The organism is Pseudalkalibacillus sp. NRS-1564 (assembly GCF_050467905.1).
Taxonomy (GTDB): domain Bacteria; phylum Bacillota; class Bacilli; order Bacillales; family Guptibacillaceae; genus Guptibacillus; species Guptibacillus hwajinpoensis_B.
In genome coordinates, this window is record NZ_JBITPM010000008.1 from 107,059 (window position 1) to 132,789 (window position 25,731).

Sequence of the window (25,731 nt, forward strand, 5' to 3'; positions counted from 1 at the left end):
TCTTTTAAAGAAAAGGATCGAAGCCATCAGCTTCGATCCTTTTTTTAGTCGACTAAATTCACGTTATGATGCTCCATCCAATAATTAATTTGAGCAAGGTGTGCAATCAATTGAGGTCCTGCCATAAGCTGACCGAACCAGGGTACTTTAAACGCCTTTCCTTCTGAATCTATGATATCTTGCACAACTTTTCTATCGATCAATTCAAGAAGCGGCGACTGCTTGTTATCGAGCGTATCTTGAAGCCATGAAGAAACGGCTTTCGTATAAGCAGGATTATAGGTTTTTGGATATGGACTCTTTTTTCGATAAAGAACATCATGTGAAAGCGTTCCTGTCATCGCTTTTCGCAAAAGTCCCTTCTCTCGACCATCAAGCATTTTCATATCCCACGGGACATTCCACACATATTCGATAATGCGGTGATCAGAAAATGGCACCCTTACTTCTAGACTAGCTCCCATGCTCATACGGTCTTTTCGTTCAAGAAGTGTTGTCATAAACCAATTTAAATTCAAGTAAAAGAGAGCTCTTCTTTTTGCTTCAATCTCACTCTCACCATCAAGTACTGGCGTTTCCTTAATTGACTCACGATATCTTTCCGTGACGTAATCTTCTAGCTTCAATTTATTCCGAACATCTTCTTTTAACATCGCCTGTCTTTCAAGTGTCGATCTCATCCACGGAAACTGCTCCTGATCTAAAAGCTCCGGCTTATGAAACCATGGATACCCACCAAATATTTCATCTGCACATTCACCAGAAAGAGCAACAGTCGCATGTTTCTTAATTTCCTTTGAAAACCACAATAATGAAGAGTCTACATCCGCCATACCAGGCAGGTCTCGACATTCAATCGCTTCCTTTAAATGATGCACAAGCTGAGGTGTATCAATCACACAGTTCGTATGATCAGTTGCAAGCTCTGCTGAAACTTTTTTGATCCACGGAGCATCTGAATTTGGCTGAAATTCACTACTCTTGAAGTATTTATCATTATCCACATAATCAACCGAAAAAGACCGTAATGTGCCCTTATTGTCATCAAGGAATGCCGTTTGAGCAACGGACGTAATGGCACTTGAATCAACTCCACCAGACAAAAACGTACAAACTGGTACATCGGCAACAAGCTGTCGTTTAATGGAATCTTTTAAAAGGTCCCCTACTTTACCTACAGTTGTATCAAGATCATCAGTATGTTCACTACTTTTGACATTCCAATAGCGCCATTTACGAAGACCACTCTGCTCAAACTTCATCGCAAATCCAGGTCGCAGTTCATTTATCCCTCGAAAAACCCCATGTCCTGGTGTTCTCGAAGGACCTAAACCAAAAATTTCTTGAAGCCCCGCTCGATCGACCTCCGTCTTCACATCGGGATGAGCAAGAATGGCTTTAAGTTCTGAGCCGAATTGAAGCGAGCTGCCACTTTGTCGATAGAATAACGGCTTAACACCAAGGCGGTCTCTTGCAAGGAATAATTTCTCTCCATCCCAAATGCCAAAGGCAAAAATACCATTCAAATGATCAACGCATTGCTCTCCCCATTCAACATAGCACGTTAAAAGAACTTCTGTATCCGAATGAGATTGAAATGTATAACCCTTTGCAAGGAGAACTTTACGCAAATCCTCCGTATTATATAGCTCACCGTTATAACAAATCGTATATTTCTTGTCGCTGTGTGTTCTAGTCATTGGCTGACTTCCACCAGCTGGGTCAACGACAATCAAACGAGTATGCCCAAATCCACAATGCGCGCTAACCCAGCTGTTTGAAGCATCTGGCCCCCGTCGTGATAGCGTATTCGCCATTCGCCTAAGAACGTTCTCTTCTCCTGTCAGATTCTGCTTCCAATCCACCCATCCTGTTATCCCACACAAAAAGATCTCCCTCCTCTCATTCCTCTCTGTTCACATTATGCATACGCCCAATTTTTGTGCAAAATGTCTTTCAGGGAACGAAAAAAGAGACCTTTTGATAGGTCTCACACTTTCTGAAAACGCAAAAAGTACCATGCGCCTTCTTTTACAACTGGTTTTATTTGTTTAAGCTTAAATCCTGTTTTTGTTGCTAAGTCGTCCATTTCATCACGACTTGGCAATGGATAAAGGTTATCATGAGCACTCATGAAGCTGTTAAACGCAGCCGAGAAAGCCTGTCCGTGTTTTGATTCATGGATAGGAGTGATGATAATCAGCTGACCACCTTCACCTGTTACCTCATTTGCCTTTTGGAACAGTTTCAATCGATCTTCTGGAGCAAAATAATAAAGTAAATTATTCATCATCGCCATATCAAAGGGGGCACCATCCCATTTCCATGTCATCATATCATCAGGATAAAGGTGTAGCGGTGATTTTAGCGGAAAATGGATATTAGCTTCTGCATCTAAACAGACGGATCGATTTTTTTCAATTCCAACAAGCTTCATGTCCTCTAGCTTTGCTCCAATACGCGATAAATACCCTGCGTAACCTGCCCCAAAATCAATAACGGATTGTGCATTCGTCGTCTTAATCGCTTGATAAATCTTCGGAAAAGCAAAACGTTCAATAAAGCTTGATGTTGCTGCAACCGTTCCACCATAGTCTTCGTCCTCATATCGTGCGGGTTGATCTTTGCTTAATAAATCAGGATAGGACAGCAAGATCGGAATATGTAACTCCATCATTTCTTTTAGTAAGATACCAACAGAGTGCTCACTGCTTTTTGAAATCGATTCAACCATATGTTTCTTAGAACGAACCTTTCCATCCTTCTCTTTTTTTAGGTGACCAATTGCCACCCCCACTTCAGCCCATCTTGTTAATAGCAGTTCATTCATGTCTCGTTTGGTTGCAACAGCAGAGACGGTTGTTCCTAATTCGAACTCATCAAATAAGTCATGTACATAGCCTACATGGGCATGCCAGGCGTATAAAAAAGGTTCATTGCTTTTCATCCACTTTCTAGCACGCCAGATTTTCTTTATTTCCTTCATCTCGTTTCCTCCCGTCTCATTTGCAATACCACGGATAATCATCCTCTTTCGTGAACATTACTTTCTCATTTGGATGCTTACTTAATTTCCCATTCCCTATTGCAGCTGGAATTACTCCTGCTTGCTTCAATCGATCCAACAGGTTAAACTTCCAAATGCCAAGTCCCGACGTATTTAACATCTGTTTATAGTGCAGAAGAGGTGAATGCTCTGTTTGATTGACCCCTTTAATTCGAAGTCTCTGCCACGGACGATAAGGAAAAGAGTAGAGCAGTGCAGCTTGATGACTAAGCGTAGACACATATTCCGCTCTCGGTTTTCTCACTTTCTCATACCACTTAAGCTGCTTCCATTCCGTCTGATTCGTTTTATACATCCAGCAAAGAAGTTCTCCCAATACATCAGAATCTTGAATCGCCAGGTTCATTCCTTCCCCTGCCATAGGATGTACGCTATGAGCGGCATCCCCTGTTAAGATCAAATTATTTTTGACGTAATTGGAGACATTGTGCCTAACAGGAATCATGAGTTGAATCTTTTTCCACGTATCAATTTGATGAACATAGCCCTCAAGCTCCGGCATTAGCTCACAATAAGCACGGTAAAAGGACTCTAATCCTTCTTCACGCATCGATTTGAACTCTCCCGGCTTAATCAACAGTACACTTCTTACTTCATTGTTCGGAAGTGGGAATAATCCGACAAATTTATTTTGAGTTGTGATGATAGTTGACTGATTTAGCGTCTCTGGTCGGGGAAACGATACCGTCAAGAAATGATGATTATATTTTGTATTCTTCATCTCCACTTCCATAGCTGTTCTTGTTAGTGAAGCTCTTCCTTCAGCACCAACATAAAAACCTGCGTGAATTTCACGTTCTCCTTCTTTAGTTTGAATGATCGCTTTCTTATTCTCAGGCTCATCATCAGTAAAGCCCGTAAATTTAGCAGGCTGTATATAATCAACAGATTCATATTTTGAAGCCTCTTCGAAAAGAAGCTCTTTTAGCCTCTCACGTGGAATCATAAGCGATGTATTATAGAGAGATGGAATCACATCGTAGCGAAATTCATTTGAACTAAGGTGCTCCATCGTGCCATCGTCTTTTTGGTTATACTCATGGAATTCAATCGAAGGTAAGTGAAAACCATTTTCTTTTACTACATCTAAAACATTAATTTGGTCAAGGACTTGAAGACTTTTTGGCTGAAGAAGTTCACCTTTATAAATCAACCCGCTTCTTTTATCTTTTTCAATTAATAGCGTTTTCACATTACTTTGTCCTAATTTGACAGCGAGTGTGAGGCCCGATATGCCTCCTCCAATAATCATGACGTCGTAATCCATCTCTTTATCACCTCTTTGCTATGGTCCTATTCCCTTCCAACTATCGGTTGAAACAGCTGGAGCACATTGGAGGCAGGACGCTCTGCAAAATAAAAAAGATCGACCACATTGGGTCGATCTTCGTTAAGTTGCCAAAGGAAATTGCTTTGATAGAAGCAGTTTCTCGAAACGATCCTTATTCAATGGTTTACTATAGAAAAATCCTTGCGCGAAGTTACACCCGAAGCTTCTAATAATATCACCCTGTTCTTTCGTCTCAATTCCTTCCGCAACAATTGATAAATTCAAACCTTCGCACATCGTAATGACCGCTTTAACAATCGCTGCATCTGCGTTGTTTTCCTGAAGGTTTCAAATAAAGGACTGATCGATTTTCAAAATATCTAATGGGAAATCCTTCAGATAACTAAGCGAAGAATAACCAGTTCCAAAATCATCAATGGACACTTTAATACCCATTTCTCTTAATTCATTTAGCATCGAAATACTATAATCCGTATTGACGAGCGTTGTGCTCTCCGTTACTTCAAGGTGTAGAGATTGAGGATCGAGACCAGAAGCCACTAATGCTTCTCTAACGGAATCAACGAATTTCTCACTTTGAAACTGTCTTCCAGACACGTTCACACTAATCGACAAGTCATCATATCCAAGCTCTTGCCATTTGCTCGTTTGCATGCATGCTTCGTTCAATACCCAAATACCAATTTCTTCGATTAGTCCCGTTTCTTCTGCAAGCGGTATAAACTGCGCTGGAGACACTAGTCCTAATTTCGGATGATTCCACCTAATCAACGCTTCACAAGCATAAATTTTCTGTTCATCTAGATTAACTTGTGGCTGATAGAAAAGAGTCAGTTCTTCTTTCTCAAGGGCTCGACGCAAATAACTTTCAAGCTCTAATCTCTCAAAAGCCTGATCGGTCATTTCATCGGTATAGAATTCAATATAATTAGCACCTTGTTGCTTGGCGCGATCTAATGCGATATAAGCATTTTTCATAACAGTATCAATTTCTAATCCATCATGAGGGAAAAGACTGATACCGATGCCTACTGTCATAAAGTACTCAACCTCGTCAAAGACGATAGGCTGCTTCAAATGTTCAATGACGCGTCTCGCAAGCATAAGGGCATCTTTTTCGCACTTCAGTCCAGGTAAGAGAACAGTAAATTCATCACCACCAAATCTAGCAAGGACAGCATCATCCTTTATAGCTTCCTTGATTCGAGTTGTCACTTGTTTGAGGATCTGATCCCCTCTTTGGTGGCCCAAACTATCATTAATCAATTTAAACCGATCTAAATCAATGAACATGACAGCTAGCTTCTCATCGGGATTCTTAATTGATTCATTTAGTAAGTTCTCAAATAACAAACGATTAGGAAGCTCGGTTAACACATCATAATAAGCGAGATGAGCGATTTTCTCCTCCGCTTTCCGTTGATTCATAATGCTTTTGGCTATTCCATACGCCCCGGTAATTTCGCCATTAACAATGATTGGGATATTGGTAATTGTAAAGAGAACGCTCATTCCAGACTTGTGTACAAGGTGAGCATCATATGTTTGAGCTACCCCCTGAAACGTTTGATAGAATTTCTTCCTAGTCATTTCTGCATCCTCTGATGAAACAAACTGAAGAGAATGCTTACTCATAACTTCTTCAGACGAGTAACCTAACAATGATTTTAATGCAGGGTTTACGCTCGTAATTTTACCGTATACATCCACAGAGTAAACAAGATTCGGATTTTGTTCAAACAGAGATTTAAAGCGCTGTTCTGATTGCTGTAAGTTTAAATTTAACGTCTCTAATTCCTCTGTTGAAGCTTTAATTAAATGTGATAATGCCATTAAACCATCCAAGTCCTTCATCTCCTGATTGTGTAATGGTTGATGCCCGTTGGCTTTCATTCGAGCATTTTTTTCATTGAAATGCGCAAAAACCATGCTGTTATTTCCAATTTGTACTTCTTGGCTATCTGAATAATATTCCGTTGCAAGGAAAACAGATGTGAGATCACACCTCTTTTCAAGATTCTCTAAATAAGTAATAATGCCGTTTGAAAATAGAGCACGAAGCGAAGCAGATGAATAAGTAAATAGACTTTGGCTCCAAGAATCACTAGCCATTTGGTCAATGCGCTCATAGGACGTTTGAATTTGTGCGGCGTCTCCATATGAGAACTGTAGCTTCGACCCCTTTGTTAGTACATGATTCGACGTAACCGATCCATCTCGATGTTTCTCCATAATGGTAATCGGCTTCACATTCCCATTATCCCGCTGAAGTAACGGGACGTGAGCTGCTGATTGCGGAAGTTTATTCGCAACATCATATCCTAAATACTTCTCATAAAACTGCACTGGCGTCAGGCCTTCAATTTCAAAAATACGCGTCCCGAGCGCTTTTGTCACCTCATACGTTCGTCCGGCTGGTTTCCAGAACGTTTCTTCGAAAATCTTAACTTCAAGCTCACTTCCGATAATTTTAGCTGCAGCGACGCCTGTCGTTAGCAGTTGATTACCTTTGATCACAAAGGAATCCTCATTAATAGTATGGGCTCTACCTCCGATCAATCGGTTCGGTTTCATATCTTCAAACAAAGTACGATCTTCCACATTACTATTAAAAAGAATGACAAGTTCATCATGTGTAGTCCTCTCATTCATAAGGGTGGAAGCATTCTCTTCCAAATCAAACAGCTTAATCTCGGCGTGTTGAAAAGTCGTAAAGGAAACGAGTATCCCTTCTTTCACGTAGTCCTTTTGATAATAAGCGCCACTTGCTGTGGCCCCTATAAGAACGGCGTGAGGAAGGAATGTCAATGTTTGTTGCGCGATTGCTTTAGCCCGCTTGCTGTCACCTGACAAAGAAAATAGTTGAATGAGTACGGCATGTGCCTGAAACAGTTCCGGTTGATTATTAATGCACTCCAGCAAATCTTGATCATGATAAACCATGACTGAAAATGTCCTCAAGCTATACACACCTCATCCTTTAATCCCTTTAATTCGAAACTTTTATATTTATGTATATGATATCAAAAAGTAGAAAGCGCGAATACACTTATCCCAGAAATATGCCAATCTACCCTACTTCTTATATCGGCATCGATAAACCAAACGTTTAATTCAAAAAAATCACCTTATCAAAGGTGATTTTTAGGACTTATAGCTGATAAAGATGCAGTATAGAATACCCATAAAAGATGACAAGAAGAAAAGCGAACATAAACTGAATCCAAAACGGCCAAATTTTTTTCTCCTTTTTTCCTCTTACTAGTATCATTTCCATCGAAAAAATAAGCCAAAGGGCGACGACCCCTTTCACAATAGAAGGTCCCCAAAACTCATAACCTATTACAAGAAACATTCCTGAAATGACAGTGAGAATATAAAATATTCGAAGAACCGTATGGATCATTTCTAGCGATTTCCCTTTCCCAGCTCTCATTAAAAAATAGCTAACAAGAAAAAGAATCAAAGTTAATCCCCAAGCAGAATAATGGGCGTGCAGCATAAACGATCTCTCCCTCTTTCTATGTAAAGATTCTTCTCTATCATATCATGAAAGGTTATAAGAGAAGTTAATGAAACATTCCTCCCAATTTCTTTCAAATGATAGGAAGTAAACGATTTCATTGTTATACTATAAAAGAAGCTTCAACTAAAAGATGGGAGTGAACCGTAACATGGTACAAACACAGGATATTATTCAAATGACGGAGCAATACGGCGCACACAATTATCATCCACTGCCTATAGTCATTGCAGAAGCAGAGGGTGTTTGGGTGAAAGATCCCGAAGGAAATCGTTACATGGATATGCTAAGTGCTTATTCAGCTGTCAACCAGGGGCACAGACACCCTAAGATTATTCAAGCTCTAAAGGACCAGGCAGATCGTGTCACATTAACTTCTCGTGCATTTCACAATGATCAACTCGGACCTTTTTATCGAAAAGTTTCTGAATTTACAAACAAAGATATGATTCTTCCAATGAACACAGGTGCAGAGGCAGTTGAAACAGCTGTTAAAGCGATGCGCCGCTGGGCTTATGAAGTGAAGGGTGTTGAGAAAGATAAAGCAGAAATCATTGCCTGTGAGGGTAACTTTCACGGTCGTACAATGACAGCTGTCTCCCTCTCATCTGAACAAGAATACCAAAGAGGATTTGGACCAATGCTTCCAGGCATTAAACTCATTCCTTATGGTGATCTTGATGCATTGAAAAAAGCCATTACGCCAAATACAGCAGGCTTTTTATTTGAGCCAATTCAAGGTGAAGCTGGGATCAATATCCCTCCAGAAGGTTTTCTTAAAGAGGCTTATGAGTATTGTAAGGAGCAGCGCGTGCTTTTCGTAGCTGATGAAATCCAAGCAGGGCTTTGCCGCTCTGGTAAACGATTTGCTTGCGATTGGGATAATGTAGAGCCTGATATGTACATTCTTGGAAAAGCACTAGGTGGAGGTGTATTCCCGATCTCTTGTGTTGCCGCTAATGAAGAAGTTCTTGGCGTATTTACCCCAGGATCTCACGGTTCAACATTTGGAGGAAACCCTCTAGCATGTGCAGTCTCGGTGGCATCTTTAGAAGTTCTTGAGGATGAGAAGCTTGCAGATCGCTCTCTTGAACTAGGAAACTACTTTCAAAATAAATTAAAAGAAATCAAGAATCCAATGATTAAAGAAGTTCGTGGTCGCGGTCTTTTCATAGGTGTTGAGCTTCATGAAGCTGCTCGTCCGTATTGCGAGAAGCTGAAAGAAAAAGGATTACTATGTAAAGAGACTCACGAAACGGTGATTCGTTTTGCGCCTCCTCTTATTATTAGTGAAGAGGATTTAAACTGGGCCATTGAACAAATTACAGATGTTTTGTCTGTACAATAAGGAAACGAAGAAAGCCTCGCTAGCTATAGCGAGGCTTTCTTATTTTCTATAATCCGATCGAAACGTATTTTGTTTCTAAATAAGCTTCAAGTCCTTCGTGGCCACCTTCTCGACCAATACCACTTTGCTTCATACCACCGAACGGCGCCTGAGCAGCTGAAGGGACACCATCATTCCAGCCTACAATCCCGTAGTCCAGACCATTTACGACGTGATTTCCTCTTCGAACGCTTTCACTAAATACGTAAGCAGCAAGCCCGAATGGCGTTTGGTTTGCAAACTTAATCGCTTCATCATCTGTTTTAACCTTTTGGATTGGAGCAACTGGTCCAAACGTTTCTTCATTCATTATTAACATGCCAGGTGTTACATCCTTTAAAACCGTTGGACGGTAGAAGTAGGATCCATTCTCTTCATATCCTTCTCCTCCAACAACGCATTCAGCTCCCTGAGTAAGCGCATTTTGAACGTGCTTTTCTACTTTATCATAGCCATCTTTGTCAATCATCGGCCCAATGTCAGTCTCTTTTTCTAATCCATTTCCAACCTTAAGTTCTTTCGTCTTAGCAGCGAATTTAGAAATGAACTCATCATAAATCTTCTCTTGTACATAGACACGATTACCGCATATGCACGTTTGACCGCCATTTCTAAACTTAGAAGCAACGACGCCGTCAACGGCTTTGTCGATGTCTGCATCATCAAGAACGATAATTGGTGCATGTCCACCAAGCTCAAGAGAAATGTTTTTCACTGTTTCGGCAGCCTGTTCCATTAGTTTCTTACCAACTTCTGTTGAACCTGTGAACGTTATTTTCCGAACGTGTGGGTTACTCATTAGCTCGCCTGCAACTTCTGATGATTTCCCAGTGACGAGATTTACAACACCTTTAGGGATACCTGCCTCTTCACAAAGTTCCACTAAACGCACTGCTGTTAGTGGCGTTGCAGAAGGTGGCTTAACAACAAAGGTACACCCTGCAGCAAGAGCAGGAGCAAGCTTTCTTGCGATCATGGCAGCCGGGAAATTCCATGGCGTAATCGCACCAACAACTCCTACTGGCTGTTTGCGAACTTCCATCATTCGCTCTTCTTTATGAGGCGGGATGGTACGACCATAAACGCGTTTTCCTTCTTCAGCAAACCATTCCACAAATGAGGCAGAATAAGCCACTTCTCCTTTTGATTCGTGAAGAGGTTTTCCCATTTCAAGCGTCATGAGCTCAGCTAGTTCATCTTCGTGTTCCATCATCAAACTATGGAGTTTCTTTAAGTATGACGACCGCTCATATGCGGTGAGGCTTGACCATGCGGGGAAAGCCTGATGCGCAGCGTCAATTGCCTTCTTCGTTTCCGACTTCCCCCCAACCGGTACAGTACCGACGAGTTCACCAGTTGCTGGGTTGTTCACTTCAAGCTTTTCAAGATCCTGACCTGTCCATTCACCATTAATGTAATGAAACTTTTCCATACGCTTACCCTCCTAGTAGATTTACTGGATAACAATTCCTTTTTTTAGCAAGAATTAAACACGAGAACGTTATCTCTTTCTTATTTCATTACGTAAAGTACCAATTCCTTCAATTTGAATCTCGACCACATCACCATCACGAAGAAATTTGGGAGGCTTAAATCCTTTTCCTACACCTGCCGGAGTTCCTGTTGCAATAATGTCTGCTGCCTCCAACGTCATCCCCTTAGAAAGAACGTGAATAAGCTCTGAAATATTGAAGATAAAGTCAGACGTATTTCCGCTCTGTCTTAGCTCTCCGTTTACCATTGTCTTAATAGGCAGTTGATGCGGATCTAGTACAGCAGATGTATGTAAAATAACTGGCCCCATTGGACATGATGCATCAAGGCTTTTCCCAACAAAAAATTGTCCATGCTTTTTTTGAATGTCGCGCTCTGTAATATCATTGATGATCGTATATCCAAAAACATAGTTCATGGCCTCATCGCTTTTGATACCTTTTCCCTGCTTGCCAATAACAACCGCCAGCTCACCTTCATAGTCGAGTGCATTACATAGCTCATTTTCAAATGCTAAGACGCTATTTGGAGCGCTAACTGTCGTTGGAGCTTTTGTGAAAATCATAGGATGCGCTGGTATATCCTTTTCACTTCCCATTTCAATAGCATGATCGCGATAGTTTTTCCCTACACAGAACACATTTTTAGATGGCCTTGGAATGGGTGCTTCTAACTGAACATCTTCAACATCTACTTCATACTGAGACGGTACTTCCATCAGTTCAGCTAAATCTACTTTTCCTGATTGAATAAATGATCGTAAATCAGGGATGTGGTTTCCTTGCTCTTGATAATAAGCGCTTAAATTAACAATCCGATTATCTTCTTTCCAAATACCGAATGAAGACACATCGTGGTTTCTAAAAGAAACAAACTTCATCTCAACACTCTCTCCTTTTCTTCTCCCCTATAAGGCAAGCCATTCAATTATTTTTAAGCTCGTTACATTTTAAGAGGAACATCCTTTACTTTAATACTGCTATTATGACATGAAATCCCATTCATTTTCATGAATATTGCGATAATCACACTTTAAACGAATAAGAATTTCTCTAACAATAAAAAGGACCTGTATCTCTACAGGTCCTCTCGTTTTATCCTTTGCTTTCTGTTTCTTGACTCTGTTCTTTTTCCTTTTTCTCTGAAAGCAGTTCAGTAAAAGCCTCTCTTGGCTCAGTTAAGACTTTTTCCTTAACTTCGAGACCTGATAGGATTTCTACTCTTCCATTTTCTTCTCGTCCTTGTTCTACTTCTCTTAAGTAAAGTTGTTCTTCTTCAAACACGACAACATAACTAGTAGAATCTTTTATTATAATGCTTTCCTCAGGGACAGATGGAGCATTTTTATTTTGATGAAGAGGAACATCAATGGTTACGTGTGTACCCGACTTCATCTCTGTTTCCTCATCAATCATGACATTAAAATGATACAAGCTCAGTCCCGTCTCTTCATCTACCTCATATGGACGATCCTCTAAGATTGTCACTCTTCCTGTGACTGGTTGACCAGGATAAGCACTCGCCCGAATCAGCACTTCCTGATCGACAGCAAGAGTTGGGTAATCTAATTCATTGACGGAACCTTGAACAGTGATCTTATTAGATAACACCTTGACAACCGGCTCACCGTCTTCAGGAGTACGATTCACTTCTTCAACTGTACCGTCCAGTGTCGACTCCACCTTAAGATCTACTTGTTCTGTATCTGCCTCAGCAATTTGACGTTCTAACTCTTTTACATCAAGCTCAGCAAGTCTTTTCTTATATTCTGTTTCTCGCATTTGCTCTTCCACATCTAGTTGCAGTTGTAGTTTCTGCTCATCCTCAAGATCTTCATTAGAATCAATACGTGACGACTGCATAGTCACGTCGCTGAGCTGATCATCGAGCACAGAAACGGCTGTTTCAGCTTTATTTAATTGCGCCTTTAAATCTGAAGTATTCACAGTGATCTCTTCTTCATATTCAAAAAGGGCTGTACCAGTTGAAACAAGATCGCCTCCACCTACAAGCACATCTGCTATGTTACCGCGTGAGGCTTGATAATAATATGACTCTTCTAATTCTGGAATAAGAACTCCTTTGAAAGAAGCAAGTTCTTGATAAGTTTTCCCCTTTACAGTAACCGTCTCCAGCTTCTTCTCACCTGCGATCACACTCTGGATAATCAATGTGTTAACAGTAATGAAAAGAAGGACAACAAGAGTTACACTAATGCTAATCAAAAGTGACTTACGATTCACAGATGGACCCTCCAACTTTTTCATTAAAATGCCGTTCTCATATAAGCGATGATTGCAACGATGACTAGATTTAAGCCGATTGTCCAAAAGATAACGTATCTTTTCGCATGAGTTGTACTTTGCTTAAGCGCAGCGTACTGAACAAAAGTTCCCCATGCTAAAAATATGGAAAGACTGTAGCTAAAATAAAGCCAGAATGGGCTATTTGTTATCAAGTCTACGTAGACACCTAAACTGTAAGGAGATACGAGTGAAGGCTCATGGAGAAATGGAATAAACGGCAATTGAAGCACCATACCGATTAACAAAATAAACACGACATAGCTATGTATGTAAGCAAGTCTTTTAAATCCAACTTCCTGAAAGAATGGCCAATATAATAATGCTCCTCCTAAAACAAGGAGAACAAACGTGATGAGTCCAAGTAAACCATCTGTAATCACTTCACTTAGAACGAAAAGCAATCGATCATCTGCTGCAATGCCAGCATATTCAGGCATCTCCCCAGCGTATTTGATGTTCATAAACGATGTTATTCCAACTACTAAAAAGGCTGCGATCGTTAATAAGAATATGCGCCACCAGGATCCTTTTAATCTGTAGGCTGATTGAAGCGGACGAAAGTGTGAAAAAGGTTTAAAGCTTCCTAAAACTAGTCTCATAGAATGCGACATCCATGTTCCTCCTATGTAAATTACCTCAACTACTATTCATATTTTTACATAAACTCTCGTATTTTGACAGTATCTTTCAAGAAAAAAAAGAAAACATACCCATTTGGATATGTTTCCTATGTCTAGAGTGTCTCCATTTCAATACGACTTCCACGCCCCGATGGTTCTGATGGGGTCACAATGACTTTTCGAGGCAGTCTTGCGCGAAGCTCTGGCACGTGACTAATGACACCGACAGATAAGCTCTCATTTTGTAGCTTTTCAAGTGCTGTAATAACGGTATCTAGAAGTGATTCATCTAGGGTACCAAATCCTTCATCAAGGAAGAAAAACTGGAGCGGATGAGCACCCCTCAATTGAATTTGTCCTGACAGTGCAAGGGCAAGAGCAAGCGATGTAAGGAAGGTTTCTCCTCCTGATAATGTTGAGACTGGTCGCTTTACTCCTCCGTTTGCATCGTCCCGAATTAAAAATCCTCCTCCTGAGTCTACTTCAATAGCGTATCGCTGAGAGGTTAGATCGCCTAACTTCTGTGACGCGTCAAAACTAACTTGCTCTAGCTGTTCAGAAGCAATAAATTCCACAAAACTATTTCCCCGGAAAACGGTTTGAAGCTTATTAAGCTTTTCAAGCTCCTCACTCAAAGACTGACGGTCCCCTTCAAGCACCTTATAGCGTTGATGCCTTTTTGTTATATCTTCTACATGATGTCGGCATGCTGCATAATGTGATAAGGCTTCCTCTCGATTAACTTTTGCACTTTCTGCTCTCTCAATCGTTTCATGATACTCTCCTTCAGTGATTGCTCTCCCCGAAAGCTTCTTCTCAAGCTCTACCATCGAATGCTCCGTTTGATCTCGTTCTTTTCGATAGGCTTGTACTTGCTCTTCCCATTTCTGTTTCTGTTCTTTATCTACTTCAGCATCTCTAACCTGCATACGGTTCTCAAAAATAGAGTCTTTTTCAACTGCTTGATATGTTTCAAGTGATTTTTTCAAACGTAGCTGAGCATCGTCATTGTAATTTTGATCGGCAGCGGAACGTCGTTCATTTTGCTGATAGCGTTCCTCCGCTAGCTGCAATCGCTCATGTGCCGTTTTTTCTTCTTTTCGAAGGATTTGTAATTGCTCATTCGTTGCTTTGTAACCTTCTTCTGCTGTTGTGTTACCTACGATACTAATGTGATCAGCTATCATCTTATTGATTTGTTCTTTAAGCTGTTGTAATGAGCTTGTTAATTCAGCTCTACGCACAGTATGTTGTTGCACCTGTTCCTGAAGCTCTAAAAGATGTTGTTCTTTTTTCTCAATATAAGGAACGCTTTTTTCGAGACGCTCCCTTATGGTGGTTGCTTCTTTATCCATCTCTTCAATTTTTTTCATTTCTGCTTCAATCTCATGAACAGAAAGAGACAATTCCTCTTGAATGGTTTTCGTTATTTCTTCTGTTTCTTTACTTAAATTAATCCGCTTTTCTTTTCTACCTTCTAGATCTTTCTGAACTTGTTCTAGACGATAAGCATATTCGGTCGCTTTTGACTGCTGCTCATGAAGATTCTTTCGAGCATTTTTAACTTTTTCTTCTATTTCTCGAACATCCTGAGCGAGCGATTTCATTTCTGTTATAACAGCAGCTTCTGTAAGGTTACGATCGACATCGCTTATATCTTGCGCCTTAACTAGTTGCTCGTCCTGATCTGACATCAGGTCAGACGTTTGCTCTAGCTGATATTGAAGCTGTTTAGCATGTTGAAGTTGATCTTTTAACCGTTCACGCCTTTGTTCTTTTTCCTTTAGATCTTCCTTCAAATCAGGTGTGTTATCATTACCTTCTGCAAGCTGAACGTGTTCTTTCGCACCGCAAACAGGGCATGCCTGCCCTTCTTCTAGTTCTCTCGCAAGACGTATTGCAATGACGTGTGTGCGATTTTGTTCAAGTCTTTGACTCGTTTGATCGATTTCATCCTGAACGTTACGGATGTGATTCTCAAGCGTAAGCTTATGAGATGATATGGCATGATATGTTGAAAGAACCAAGTTATAATAACCTGCATAACTCTCCTTTAACACCTTCAAGTTTTGCATCGCGTCATCATATAGAGGCTGAAGTTGCTTTTGAGCATTCACTTGTTTTTCTTCTTCACGATGTGCTTCATCTAGCTGCTTTTGTAGAGATTGGAACTCCTGCTTCAAGCTCTGAGCTCTTAGAATTCGCTTACGTTCTTCAGGGGCGACCTGCCGACTTGTCAAATCTTTATTAAGGTCAGATTGAAGCGTGCGCGCTTTCTTTAAATCCTCTTGTGCTTTTTTCGTCTCTTCCGCTTTTACCTTTGACTCTTTTTCTAGCGTGACTGATTGATTTTCGACACCAGCACGCTTAGTTTTCAGTTGAGATATTTCTTTTTCAAGCTCTAATCCACGCTCAAATTCATTCAGTTTTTTTAATAATAGAGGCTCCTGCTCTTGCCGATTTTGTTGCTTGCTTTTATGCTCACTCTTTCTTTCTTGATACAGCTTTGTAGCTTCTTCTAGTCGGCGCTTTGTTTCTTCATAACGATTCTTTGCTTCTTGTACTTCTTTTTCTGTTGCTTCAACCGCATCTAAATAAGGCTTTATTTGCCCCGCCGCATTTGCTTCATTGATCTTTATTTCAAGCGTTTCGATCTCAGCTCTTTGTTCAGCTATCGCCTTTTTCCTACTGCGAAGTTCATCAAGCTGGTTTTGAAGGTTCCAAATCTCTGTGACATTTTCTTTTTGTTTCTCAGCTGCAAGAAGATCGTCCTTTGCTTTCTGAGCAGCTTTTTCAGCCTCAAGGAAAGCTTCCTTTGCCTCTTTAAGAGATTCTTTAGAAGCTTCACCTAGTCCCGTTTGTTCAGCCGTAATTTCATTCAACTTATATTTTTTCTCATCCACTCTTGCTCTTAATCGACGATTAAATTGATCACCGTATTTCTCAAGCTGGAACAAACGTTGTAACATTTGTCTTCTCTCAGTGCCTTTTAAAGAAAGGAATTCTGCAAATTTACCCTGCGGCAATACAACAGCACGCGTGAAATCATCAATCGTAAGCCCTAGAATTTCTTGAATCTGCTGTGAAACATCACGGTCTTTATCCGCCAGAACCGTATTTTCTTCACCAAGTTCTATTAATCTTGAATTGGCCAAACGAATGGAAACATCTCCAGAACGTTTATAACTTCGCTCCACCCGATAGCGCAATTTGTTTCCAAGGGCGAATGTAAACGAAACATACAACGTGTCTTCTGCATGATTCATAATGCCCTGGGTATTATTCGTTGCTCGTTCAACTTTCCCATAAAGGGCAAGAGTCATAGCATCAAGCAAAGAAGATTTCCCACTGCCAGTAGGACCAAATATCCCAAAAATTCCTCCCTGACAAAGTGATTCAAAATCAATTTCTTGTTTCTCTCGAAAACTATGTAGTCCTGAAACGGACAGGTGTATCGGTCTCATGTCTTCAGTCCCCCTTACTCCTCATCATCTGACTGTGTTAGCTCTAGAAAAAGCTGGACAAGATCTTCTTCTGGTTCAGCTCCATCTGTTTGTCTTTCATAGAATCGTTTGAAAAGCTCTTCTATCGGAAGATTAGCATTAGACACTTCTTTTTGCTGATCCTTTTTTGCAAAGACAGGTCTAATATGGATAAATCCATCATGCTGACTGCGGAGTCGATGAATTTCTTCTATAGATAGCGTATCATTTAAATGGATTTCGAGATCAATCCACGCATCAGCATCTTTTCCTTCTTCTAGCCACGTATATACTTGCTCAATCCCTTGATCAGCGATCCATCGAACGAGTGGCTTGCCTGATTGTATAGGAATTTCATTTATATGAGCAAGACCCTCTGGCTCCACATCAATGATTGTAACTGACTTGGATTGATTGGCTTCTGAGAAGCTGTAAGCAAGAGGGGACCCGGAATAGCGTGCAAGTGCTGAAGCTCTCGTAATCGTTTGAGGCCGGTGTAAGTGACCGAGCGCGACATACTGCGCCTGTTCAGGAAGGGAATTCGCTGATACCGTATAAGCGCCTCCTACTTGTATCGGTCGTTCAGAATCACTCTCTCTGCTTCCGGCTACATAAATGTGACTCATAGCAATTTGAACGGCCTCCTCTGATCCCGCTTCTGTCAAATCACTAAATAGCTTTTTCACCCGATCATCATACGCTAGCTGAAGGGCCTCTTCTTCCTGACTCGCTGTTAAACATTCATTCAGTCTGGATTCCGATGGATAAGGAAGTGCAGCGATAGAGAGCTTCTGCCCATTTCGAACCGTCACTTCTATCGGATCCGTTGTGGGAAAACCAATAATCGTTATACCGTTTGTATGAGCAAGGGGGCGTGATGCCGACAACCGCTCTGGATTATCATGGTTGCCTGAAATGATGATTAGCGGTCGTTCTCCACGGCTAGTTAATTTTACTGCCGCATCATAGAAAAGCGTTTCAGCTGCAGCGGGCGGATTAACGGTATCAAAAACGTCTCCAGCCATTAAAATAGCGTCTACGTTTTCTTCATCAGCAATCACCATTAATTCTTCAAGAAATTCCTTTTGTTCTGGTAGACGGCTTCTTCCTTCTAATGTTTTCCCCAGGTGCCAGTCTGCAGTATGAAGTAACCTCATATTAATCATTCCCTTATTTGATTCATATTTTGACTCCATCGAAACGAAGACAGCCGGACATAAGCCCGGCTACTTGTTAATCGATTAAGAGAGATCGACCTCTGTCAAAGAAGAATAATATTTTCTCCTGACAAGGCATCTTCCAAATCTCATTAATGGCTTTTTCATATAATTGTAGCTGTGTTGTATAGCGCCGCTTCATTGTCTCCATTGCGTGTTCATCAGAAGTAAAACGATTCGCTATCACGTCTGTTTTGTAATCGACTAGCACTAATTCACCGTTTTGATCGCGAAGAATACAATCAATCACACCCTGTAGAACTACCGTCTCTTGATCTCCTTCAAATTCAGGATAGATCCATTTTGAATCTACTCCTAGGCTGAAAGGGACCTCTTTATATATTTCAGCTGCATTTCTCATTTTCTGCCCGAGCTCTGAATCCATTAATTGATGAATTTGCTCGACATCAATGGCTCTTCCCTGTTCAGTCGTTAACAATTCCTTATGCTCAAGTTTGGCGACTAACTCGTTAATGTCTTCACGATCATGCCACTTTTGCAAATCAAGGTGCTGCATGACAATGTGCATCGCCGTTCCCCGCTCAGCAGGCGTTAACTGCTTACTTTGAAGAAAGCGAGGTCGCTCTTTCAGTGATTGGCTAAATCCTTTGACTAGCTTGTCATCACTTCGTTCATCTTGAAAGATCTCACGTTGGCGCTTCACTTCTGTAACGGATTGTTTCGACCTTGTTTCAGACGCTGCTTGATGAGGATAAGTCCAATCAAGACGGTGGTTCACCTCATCTTTATAGGAGCTAACTTCAGGAATAGGCTCTTTCTTCTGTAGTAACATTTCATATTCCCGATGTTTATGAACATCTTCTGCTTCAATCTCAGCGAAGGACGAAGCGTTATGAAGAGTGAGTAACCACCGTGCCGGATGTTGAAATACCTCATCATGTTTTGAAAAATTCGCCATTCCTTCAGATATAGAAGCGAGATCTTTATGTCTCATAATAGCGGGTCCAATCCAGCTCAGATAGGTCTTCCCTTTCGATCGTTCGTAATCCGATAGCAGCCACTCATCTCCAGCTGCTCCTGCCCATGACAATCGTTCTTTCTCCCAATCATTTACCGTTCCAACTAAAATTAATTTCTCTTTCGCTCTCGTTAACGCAACATAAAGAACTCGCATTTCTTCAGCAAGTAGCTCAAGCTTCATCCGCTTTTGCAGTGTAAAGTAAGGCAATGTCGGATAACTAATCCTCTGAACTGGATCAATGAATTTTGTAGCAAGACCAAATTCTTTATGCATCAGCATTTGATTGGCCATATCTCTCATATTAAATTGCTTCGCAATTCCTGCAATAAAGACGACAGGAAATTCAAGTCCTTTGCTTTTGTGAATGGTCATCACTCGGACAACGTCCTCTTGTTCTCCAAGAGCGCGCGCAGTTCCGAGATCACTCCCACGCTCTTTCATTCTGTCAATAAAACGCAGAAAGCGAAATAGGCCACGAAACGAAGTCACTTCGTATTGTCTTGCCCGATCATACAGCGCTCGTAAATTCGCCTGTCGCTGCAAGCCGGCAGGCATTCCACCAACAAATTCATAATAGTTCGTTTCTCGATAAAGCTGCCAAATTAACTCACTTAAAGAAGACTGCCTTGCCGCTTCTCGCCACCTGTTCAAGTTTGTGATGAACTTCGATAATGTCTCCGATAGCTTGTTCGACTCAGTCTCACAGTAAGATCGTAAGGCAAGATAATAACTTGAATGTTTCTCATTGATACGAATAAGGGAAAGCTCTTCCTCTGTTAACCCGATAATGGGTGAACGGAGCACGGAGGCAAGCGGAATATCCTGATAAGGATTATCGATAACATTAAGAAGACTCATCATAATCGCGACTTCTGTTGCTTCAAAATATCCTGTTGCAAGGTCTGAATAAGATAGGATGCCAGCTTGCTTTAATTCTTCCATGATCACAGGTGCCCAGCTTGCTGTTGCACGCATTAAAATCACCATATCCCTATACTGTATTGGTCTCATACGATCTTCTTTCCGGTCGTACACTTTTGTTCGTTCGCTTTCACTCTTCCCCATCATATCTTTAATATTAGAGGCAATAAGCCGAGCCTCAAGCTGAACCTTTTCAGTTTCTTCTTCGTCTTCGTCTTTCTGAGCGCTCTTATCAATAATATGAACTTCCGGAACAACCGTTTCAGACTTAGGGTATTCTGCGCCAGGAATGAGCTCAGCTGCTTCATCGTACTCTATCTCTCCAACACGCTCGTCCATAATTTGTTTGAAGATAAAATTCGTACTATTCAACACTTCTTCTCGACTACGAAAATTGCGCGCAAGATCAATTCGTTTCGATGGCTCGTCAGACGATCGACCAAACGTCTTATACTTAGAGAGGAACAACCCAGGTTCTGCTAGTCTAAAACGGTAAATACTTTGCTTCACGTCCCCTACCATGAAGCGGTTCCCACCTAAGTCAGAAGTTCTGCTAATGGCATTCAGGATGGTTTCCTGAACAGAGTTCGTATCCTGGTATTCATCGATCAATACTTCAGCAAATTGTGTTTGATATTCACGAGCAGCACTCGATGGGACCGGGTGCTCGGGAGTAGAACGATCATCTAACAAAATAGAAAGACAATAATGCTCAAGGTCACTGTAATCCACAAGCCCTTTTTCTTTTTTTAGCTCCGTATACTTGTATCTAAATTCATTTACAAGAGAAGATAACGTTCCTAGTACAGGAGCAAGTTGAACGATGTCTTCTACATATTCCTCAGGGTTTCTTTGGAATAGCTCTTCTTTTAAACTTTGGATGGTCTTTTTGACACGATCACGAAGGCCCTTTACTGTATCAATCATTTCAGGATCATATTGATCCCCTTTACAAGGCTTTAAGCGACCAAACGTTATTTGTTCAAACTCATTTTTGAGCTCCTGCCACGTTTGAGCGGAAGCTGATAGAAGCCTTTCCGTCATTTCACGTTCCATTTCTAACATCTCAAGGTATGGCTCTGGCCCGCCTGGTGCATTAGAAAGAGAAATGGCCTTCTCCTGCATTTCACGCATACCTTCAAGCTGAAGAATGACATCTTTTTTTATTTCCTCTACCCAGACCAATTCATCAAACGCTTTTTCACTCGCTTCTTCATATACGGCGACACTCTCTTGCAACCATTGCTCTGGCCATGGGTGACTAGAAGAGAAATGATAGAGTCTTTCTACAAGAAGCTGAAGATCCACATCACTACGATCACTACTGTAGCGATCAACAAGGTCATAAAAAGCCTCATTCTCTTTCTTGCTATAATGCTCTTCGAAAAGTTCTTCCATTGCTTCTTCACGAAGCAATGCCGCTTCGGTTTGATCCGCTACTCTAAAGGCTGGATCAAGATCAATTTCGTAATAATAGCGTCGAAGCACTTCCATACAAAAAGAATGAAGCGTTGAAATAGAAGCGCGATTCAACATCGAAAGCTGTCTTCTTAAATAAAGGGAAGATGGGTCTTCTTTTAACTTTTCTTCAAGAGCCTCCCCGATTCGATGTCTCATTTCAGCCGCTGCAGCATTTGTAAACGTTACGACAAGAATTCGATCAACTTCAGCAGGATCATTCTCATCAGCAAGACGCCTAATAATTCGTTCAACTAAAACAGCCGTTTTCCCCGACCCAGCTGCAGCTGCTACGAGAACGTCTTGATCACGAGCAGCAATAGCTTCCCATTGTTCGTCTGTCCATTTCGAGCCTTCGGGTTTATTCATTATCGTCATTCCCGTTCGCCTCCTCTCTCATCCGTCTCAGTATTGTTTCATCATCCTGAACAGTAATCGGTCGATAGTCATTATCCTCCATCGCCTGATCAAATTGACAAAATGAGCGATAGGAACAGAATGTGCATGGGATGCGATCCTTCATCTTGTAAGGATCGATATCGATACGTCCGTCTGATATTTCTGTTCCAATCGTTTGTATGGTTTGCCGTGTGAATGACCTGAGCGCCTGAAAATCATCGGAAGATAAAACAGAAGAATTTTTATAAAAAGTACCGTCTTTCTTTAAGGCGGCTGGAATAATGTCAGATTTTTTCTTCTCAATGTCCTGATCCATCAAGCTTACGACATCTTTGTCAGCTAGAAGAAGACCCTTCATCTTAAACTTTTTGAAAAGTTCCTGTTGAAGAGCAGCTTGTCCTGGCGCTGATGCCTGCAACATTGGATTATGAACGTGGAAGTACAGCATTCCAGCTGCCGTTGCATCACGACCGAGCCAAATGTTTGCGTTTGTAATCACAACATCCAGATACGTTAGCATCTGAAGCGCTAAGCCAAAGTAAACTTCTGAGAGATCAAGAGAAGTTCCACTTGATTTGTAGTCAATAATTCTGAGCAGAAGCTCCTCTCCATTTAGCGCCTGATCAACGCGGTCCACTCGTCCGATCAGCTGGATTTTCACCCCATTCTTAAGCGTAAACTCGATTGGTGGCAAATCCTGGTTTGGGCCAAATCCTAGTTCGAGCCCCGCTGGCTGAAAACCGCTTTTCTTCGCTTGTTGACCGAGAACGGAAGAGGCTCGACCTACTACCTGAGAAAGTTTTCTCATTATATAGTGATAGCGATTTGAACTTAATAGAATTTCATTTTGCAATTTCGGTGCAAGTTGCTCTACGATTTGACCTGATAGTTCATAATATTGATTCGATGAAAGCTTGGCCCAATCCCAATGACGCTGCTTAATTGTTTCAGCCATCATATTTAGCGCAGCGTGGAATAACTGGCCAATGTCTGGAGCTTCAAGCTTAAATGTTGACCGTTCTTTCAACCGTAAACCATGAGAAGCAAATTGCGAAAAGGCACAGGATTTATATCTTTCCATTCTAGAAACACTTGTTTGAATCTTTGAACCATACAGTTTTCTACTCGTGTCTTCTGTCAGACGATCTGCTTTGTTACGATAAAAAAGACTTTCAATCAATCGAACTCGATTCTCTTGTGAAGACGCTGTAACGAACCAATTATAGGCATCCCACCAGATCGGATCAATTGGATAGCCTCGATGCCATTGACGAAGCTGACCTGTTAATCTACCAATTGTCTTCGCCGGGTTCGTTATAAACGATAGTTCTTCTTTCAATTCTTCACCTGGTTCAGCAAATTTCAAACCAATGTTAAGTTCAGGGAACATCTCTTTCAATCGATTCATCACAATAGAAGGCTGCAATCCCTTTCCTTCTTCATCTGCAAGAGGACAACTTACCCAAAGAGCATCAGAGGGCGTTGACAAGGAATGGTAAATTAAAAATTCTTCGTCTAAAAGACGTCGCTTTAATCCAGGTGCCAGCTGGATCCCCTGATCCTCTAGCTTTTCTCGATCCTGTTCGTTCAAAAGCCCATCTTCCTGTATTCTTGATGGTAAAACTCCTTCATTGACACCTAGCAAAAAACCACACTTCACATCAGTAAATCTCGTTCGATCAATGCTACCGATCACAACTTGATCAAGTGAAGCAGGTACGAGGGCAAATTTCATGTTTTCCATTCCAGCTTCAAGAAGTTTCGTAAATTGTTCTATCGAAAGTTTTTGATCACCAATCAATTCAACCGTTTCATCAAGCAGTGCAATAACAGCATCCCAAACTTGATCATGCTCCCGTGCTTTCGAAAGCTGACCTGCTTCTTCTGCTTGTACCTTCAATCTATCTATTTTTTCTGCAGCGTGACTATTCTCTAGAAGATAATAAAGAATTTCACACATTTCGCGAACGGTTTTTGCTTTCGTCATTTTTCTTTCAAACTTCTCGAGCGGTGTAACAATCCATTCTTTCGTTTCATTTAATCGATCTTCCATTTTTTCGAGGTCATCTGAGGTGACCGTTTCATCATCTTCGAGCTGTCGGTAGATATTTGCTTTAAAGCGCTCATCCGTTTTCCAGCGATAGCCCTTAATGCCTTTAGCAATTACATAATTTTCGAGTTCATCCATGCGCTCGCGAATGGTTTCGATACTTTCTTCTGTATCGTCAGGAAAAAGCAATTCTGTTTTGACACAGCGAAACACAGATTCATAGCGCCAGTTATATTGAATTATATCTAGACTGGACCTTATTAATTCAATTAGCGGGTGATGCAGCATCGTTCTCTTTTGGTCAGAAAAAATAGGAATACCGTGATCGGCATAGATCGTTTCGACAAGTTCATAATAAGAAGCCATGTTACGTACCATGACTGAAATGTCTCTATATCGATAGCCCTCATCGCGTACTAATCTAAGCGTTTCACGCGCTGCCGCTTCAACTTCGGAACGGATATTCACCGCATGATGCACTTGAATATGCTGAAGACTTCCATTATAAAGAACTGGTGGTCGTTCACCATAGTTGGCTTCTAAATGAGCAAGTTCACTATTGTTATAGCGCTTTTGATCAGCTAGAATTATCGGTTCTTTAATAGCAGCCCCCTCTTCATGCGCAAGTCCTTGAAGAGTTTGATATGTTTTCGCTGGCTCATGAAAGAGATCCAGTTCATGAATGCTTGAAGGATTAATCTCGGGATCCATCGTGATGGTAACTGTAAGGTTTGTTCCTTTTTTTATTAAAGCCTGAAGCACAAGAAGCTCTTGAGGTGTAAAACTATGAAAACCATCAATCCAGATAGAGGCACCCTCTAGGTAGCTTGACGCTTCGATTTTCTCAGCAAGCAATGCCAAATAGTCTTCCGAATCAAGATAAAACCCGAGCATTTCCTTCTGAAAAGCATCATAAACAAGGTGAAGATCATAGAGCTTATCTCGAAGTAAGCTTCGCTCATCTTCATCATAAAGATCATCCGCAAAACGTTTTATATCTTCCGGTTCAAGACAATACCGTTTAAACTCTGTTACCATGTCATTCAGATGTTCCACATACCCTGTTTTTTCAGAAGAACGCTGATAAATTCTTAGCTTCTGTTTATTCTCTTCGATGATATGACGTAACATCATACTTGTTCCTACGCTTGTTAAGTGTGGGCGGGCCATCCCTCCCGTTTCTTGAAGAACTTTCCATGCCAGTCTTGTAAAACTAAAAACCTGAGCACGAATCATTCCTTTTAACCCTCTATTATGTACTAGTTCATATTCTGATTGAAAAGTCATTTGCTCTGGTACAAGATAGATCATATCTTCACCAAGCGGGCGATCGATCAATTCTTGCTGCATTTCAGATAAGCAATGCTCTGTTTTTCCACTTCCAGACCGACCAATCACAAACTGTACCGCCATGTATTCTACCTCCTACACCGTATATTCTTTGTCTATTATCTCATGTTTTTCTTCAATTGGATAGCAAGACAAGAAAATACGTTCGCATCTAAAGCGACATTATTTGTAAATTATCACACTC

General features: G+C 41.1%; 13 protein-coding genes and 1 pseudogene. 1 reads left to right on the plus strand and 13 read right to left on the minus strand.

Going from position 1 to position 25,731, the window contains the following annotated elements; genetic code table 11:
- Window positions 1-44: 44 nt before the first annotated feature.
- From asnB to ACIFPW_RS03850, 5 genes and pseudogenes are all read right to left on the minus strand, one after another.
- Window positions 45-1,886, minus strand: a complete 1,842-nt coding sequence (gene asnB / locus ACIFPW_RS03830; protein WP_430242135.1) for an asparagine synthase (glutamine-hydrolyzing) — start codon at window positions 1,884-1,886, stop codon at window positions 45-47.
- A gap of 104 nt (window positions 1,887-1,990) precedes the next feature.
- On the minus strand, window positions 1,991-2,986 hold the full coding sequence (locus ACIFPW_RS03835) for a class I SAM-dependent methyltransferase (RefSeq protein ID WP_430242137.1): 996 nt from the start codon (window positions 2,984-2,986) through the stop codon (window positions 1,991-1,993).
- Window positions 2,987-3,002: 16 nt separating this feature from the next.
- Window positions 3,003-4,334 carry an FAD-dependent oxidoreductase gene (locus ACIFPW_RS03840; RefSeq protein ID WP_430242139.1) on the minus strand — a complete coding sequence of 444 codons (1,332 nt, stop codon included), beginning with the start codon at window positions 4,332-4,334 and terminating at the stop codon, window positions 3,003-3,005.
- Between the two features lie 123 nt (window positions 4,335-4,457).
- Window positions 4,458-7,301 (minus strand): annotated as a pseudogene (locus tag ACIFPW_RS03845) (EAL domain-containing protein).
- Window positions 7,302-7,509: 208 nt separating this feature from the next.
- A complete protein-coding gene (locus tag ACIFPW_RS03850; RefSeq protein WP_430242141.1) occupies window positions 7,510-7,860 on the minus strand; it encodes a DUF1516 family protein in 351 nt (116 codons plus the stop codon).
- Window positions 7,861-8,032: 172 nt separating this feature from the next.
- On the opposite strand from ACIFPW_RS03850, the gene ACIFPW_RS03855 reads away from it, so the two are divergent.
- Window positions 8,033-9,229 carry an ornithine--oxo-acid transaminase gene (locus ACIFPW_RS03855; protein ID WP_430242143.1) on the plus strand — a complete coding sequence of 399 codons (1,197 nt, stop codon included), beginning with the start codon at window positions 8,033-8,035 and terminating at the stop codon, window positions 9,227-9,229.
- Window positions 9,230-9,275: 46 nt separating this feature from the next.
- Here ACIFPW_RS03855 and ACIFPW_RS03860 read toward each other — a convergent pair whose 3' ends face one another.
- From ACIFPW_RS03860 to addB, 8 genes are all read right to left on the minus strand, one after another.
- Window positions 9,276-10,700, minus strand: coding sequence for an NAD-dependent succinate-semialdehyde dehydrogenase (locus ACIFPW_RS03860; protein ID WP_430242145.1), 1,425 nt, complete (start codon window positions 10,698-10,700; stop codon window positions 9,276-9,278).
- Between the two features lie 69 nt (window positions 10,701-10,769).
- Window positions 10,770-11,642: a fumarylacetoacetate hydrolase family protein gene (locus ACIFPW_RS03865; protein ID WP_430242147.1), complete on the minus strand. Its 873-nt coding sequence runs from the start codon at window positions 11,640-11,642 to the stop codon at window positions 10,770-10,772.
- 214 nt (window positions 11,643-11,856) lie between these two features.
- Window positions 11,857-13,005, minus strand: coding sequence for an efflux RND transporter periplasmic adaptor subunit (locus tag ACIFPW_RS03870; RefSeq protein WP_430242149.1), 1,149 nt, complete (start codon window positions 13,003-13,005; stop codon window positions 11,857-11,859).
- Between the two features lie 23 nt (window positions 13,006-13,028).
- A complete protein-coding gene (locus ACIFPW_RS03875; RefSeq protein WP_430242151.1) occupies window positions 13,029-13,679 on the minus strand; it encodes a hypothetical protein in 651 nt (216 codons plus the stop codon).
- A gap of 122 nt (window positions 13,680-13,801) precedes the next feature.
- Window positions 13,802-17,152 carry an SbcC/MukB-like Walker B domain-containing protein gene (locus ACIFPW_RS03880; protein WP_430242153.1) on the minus strand — a complete coding sequence of 1,117 codons (3,351 nt, stop codon included), beginning with the start codon at window positions 17,150-17,152 and terminating at the stop codon, window positions 13,802-13,804.
- 14 nt (window positions 17,153-17,166) lie between these two features.
- On the minus strand, window positions 17,167-18,327 hold the full coding sequence (locus ACIFPW_RS03885; RefSeq protein ID WP_430242154.1) for an exonuclease SbcCD subunit D: 1,161 nt from the start codon (window positions 18,325-18,327) through the stop codon (window positions 17,167-17,169).
- A 76-nt stretch (window positions 18,328-18,403) separates the two neighbouring features.
- Window positions 18,404-22,126 carry a helicase-exonuclease AddAB subunit AddA gene (gene addA / locus ACIFPW_RS03890; protein WP_430242156.1) on the minus strand — a complete coding sequence of 1,241 codons (3,723 nt, stop codon included), beginning with the start codon at window positions 22,124-22,126 and terminating at the stop codon, window positions 18,404-18,406.
- The gene (gene addB / locus ACIFPW_RS03895) at window positions 22,110-25,610 is read right to left on the minus strand and encodes a helicase-exonuclease AddAB subunit AddB (protein WP_430242158.1); all 3,501 of its coding nucleotides are present in this window, start codon (window positions 25,608-25,610) and stop codon (window positions 22,110-22,112) included. Before addB ends, addA begins: the two co-directional genes overlap by 17 nt.
- Window positions 25,611-25,731 lie beyond the last annotated feature (121 nt).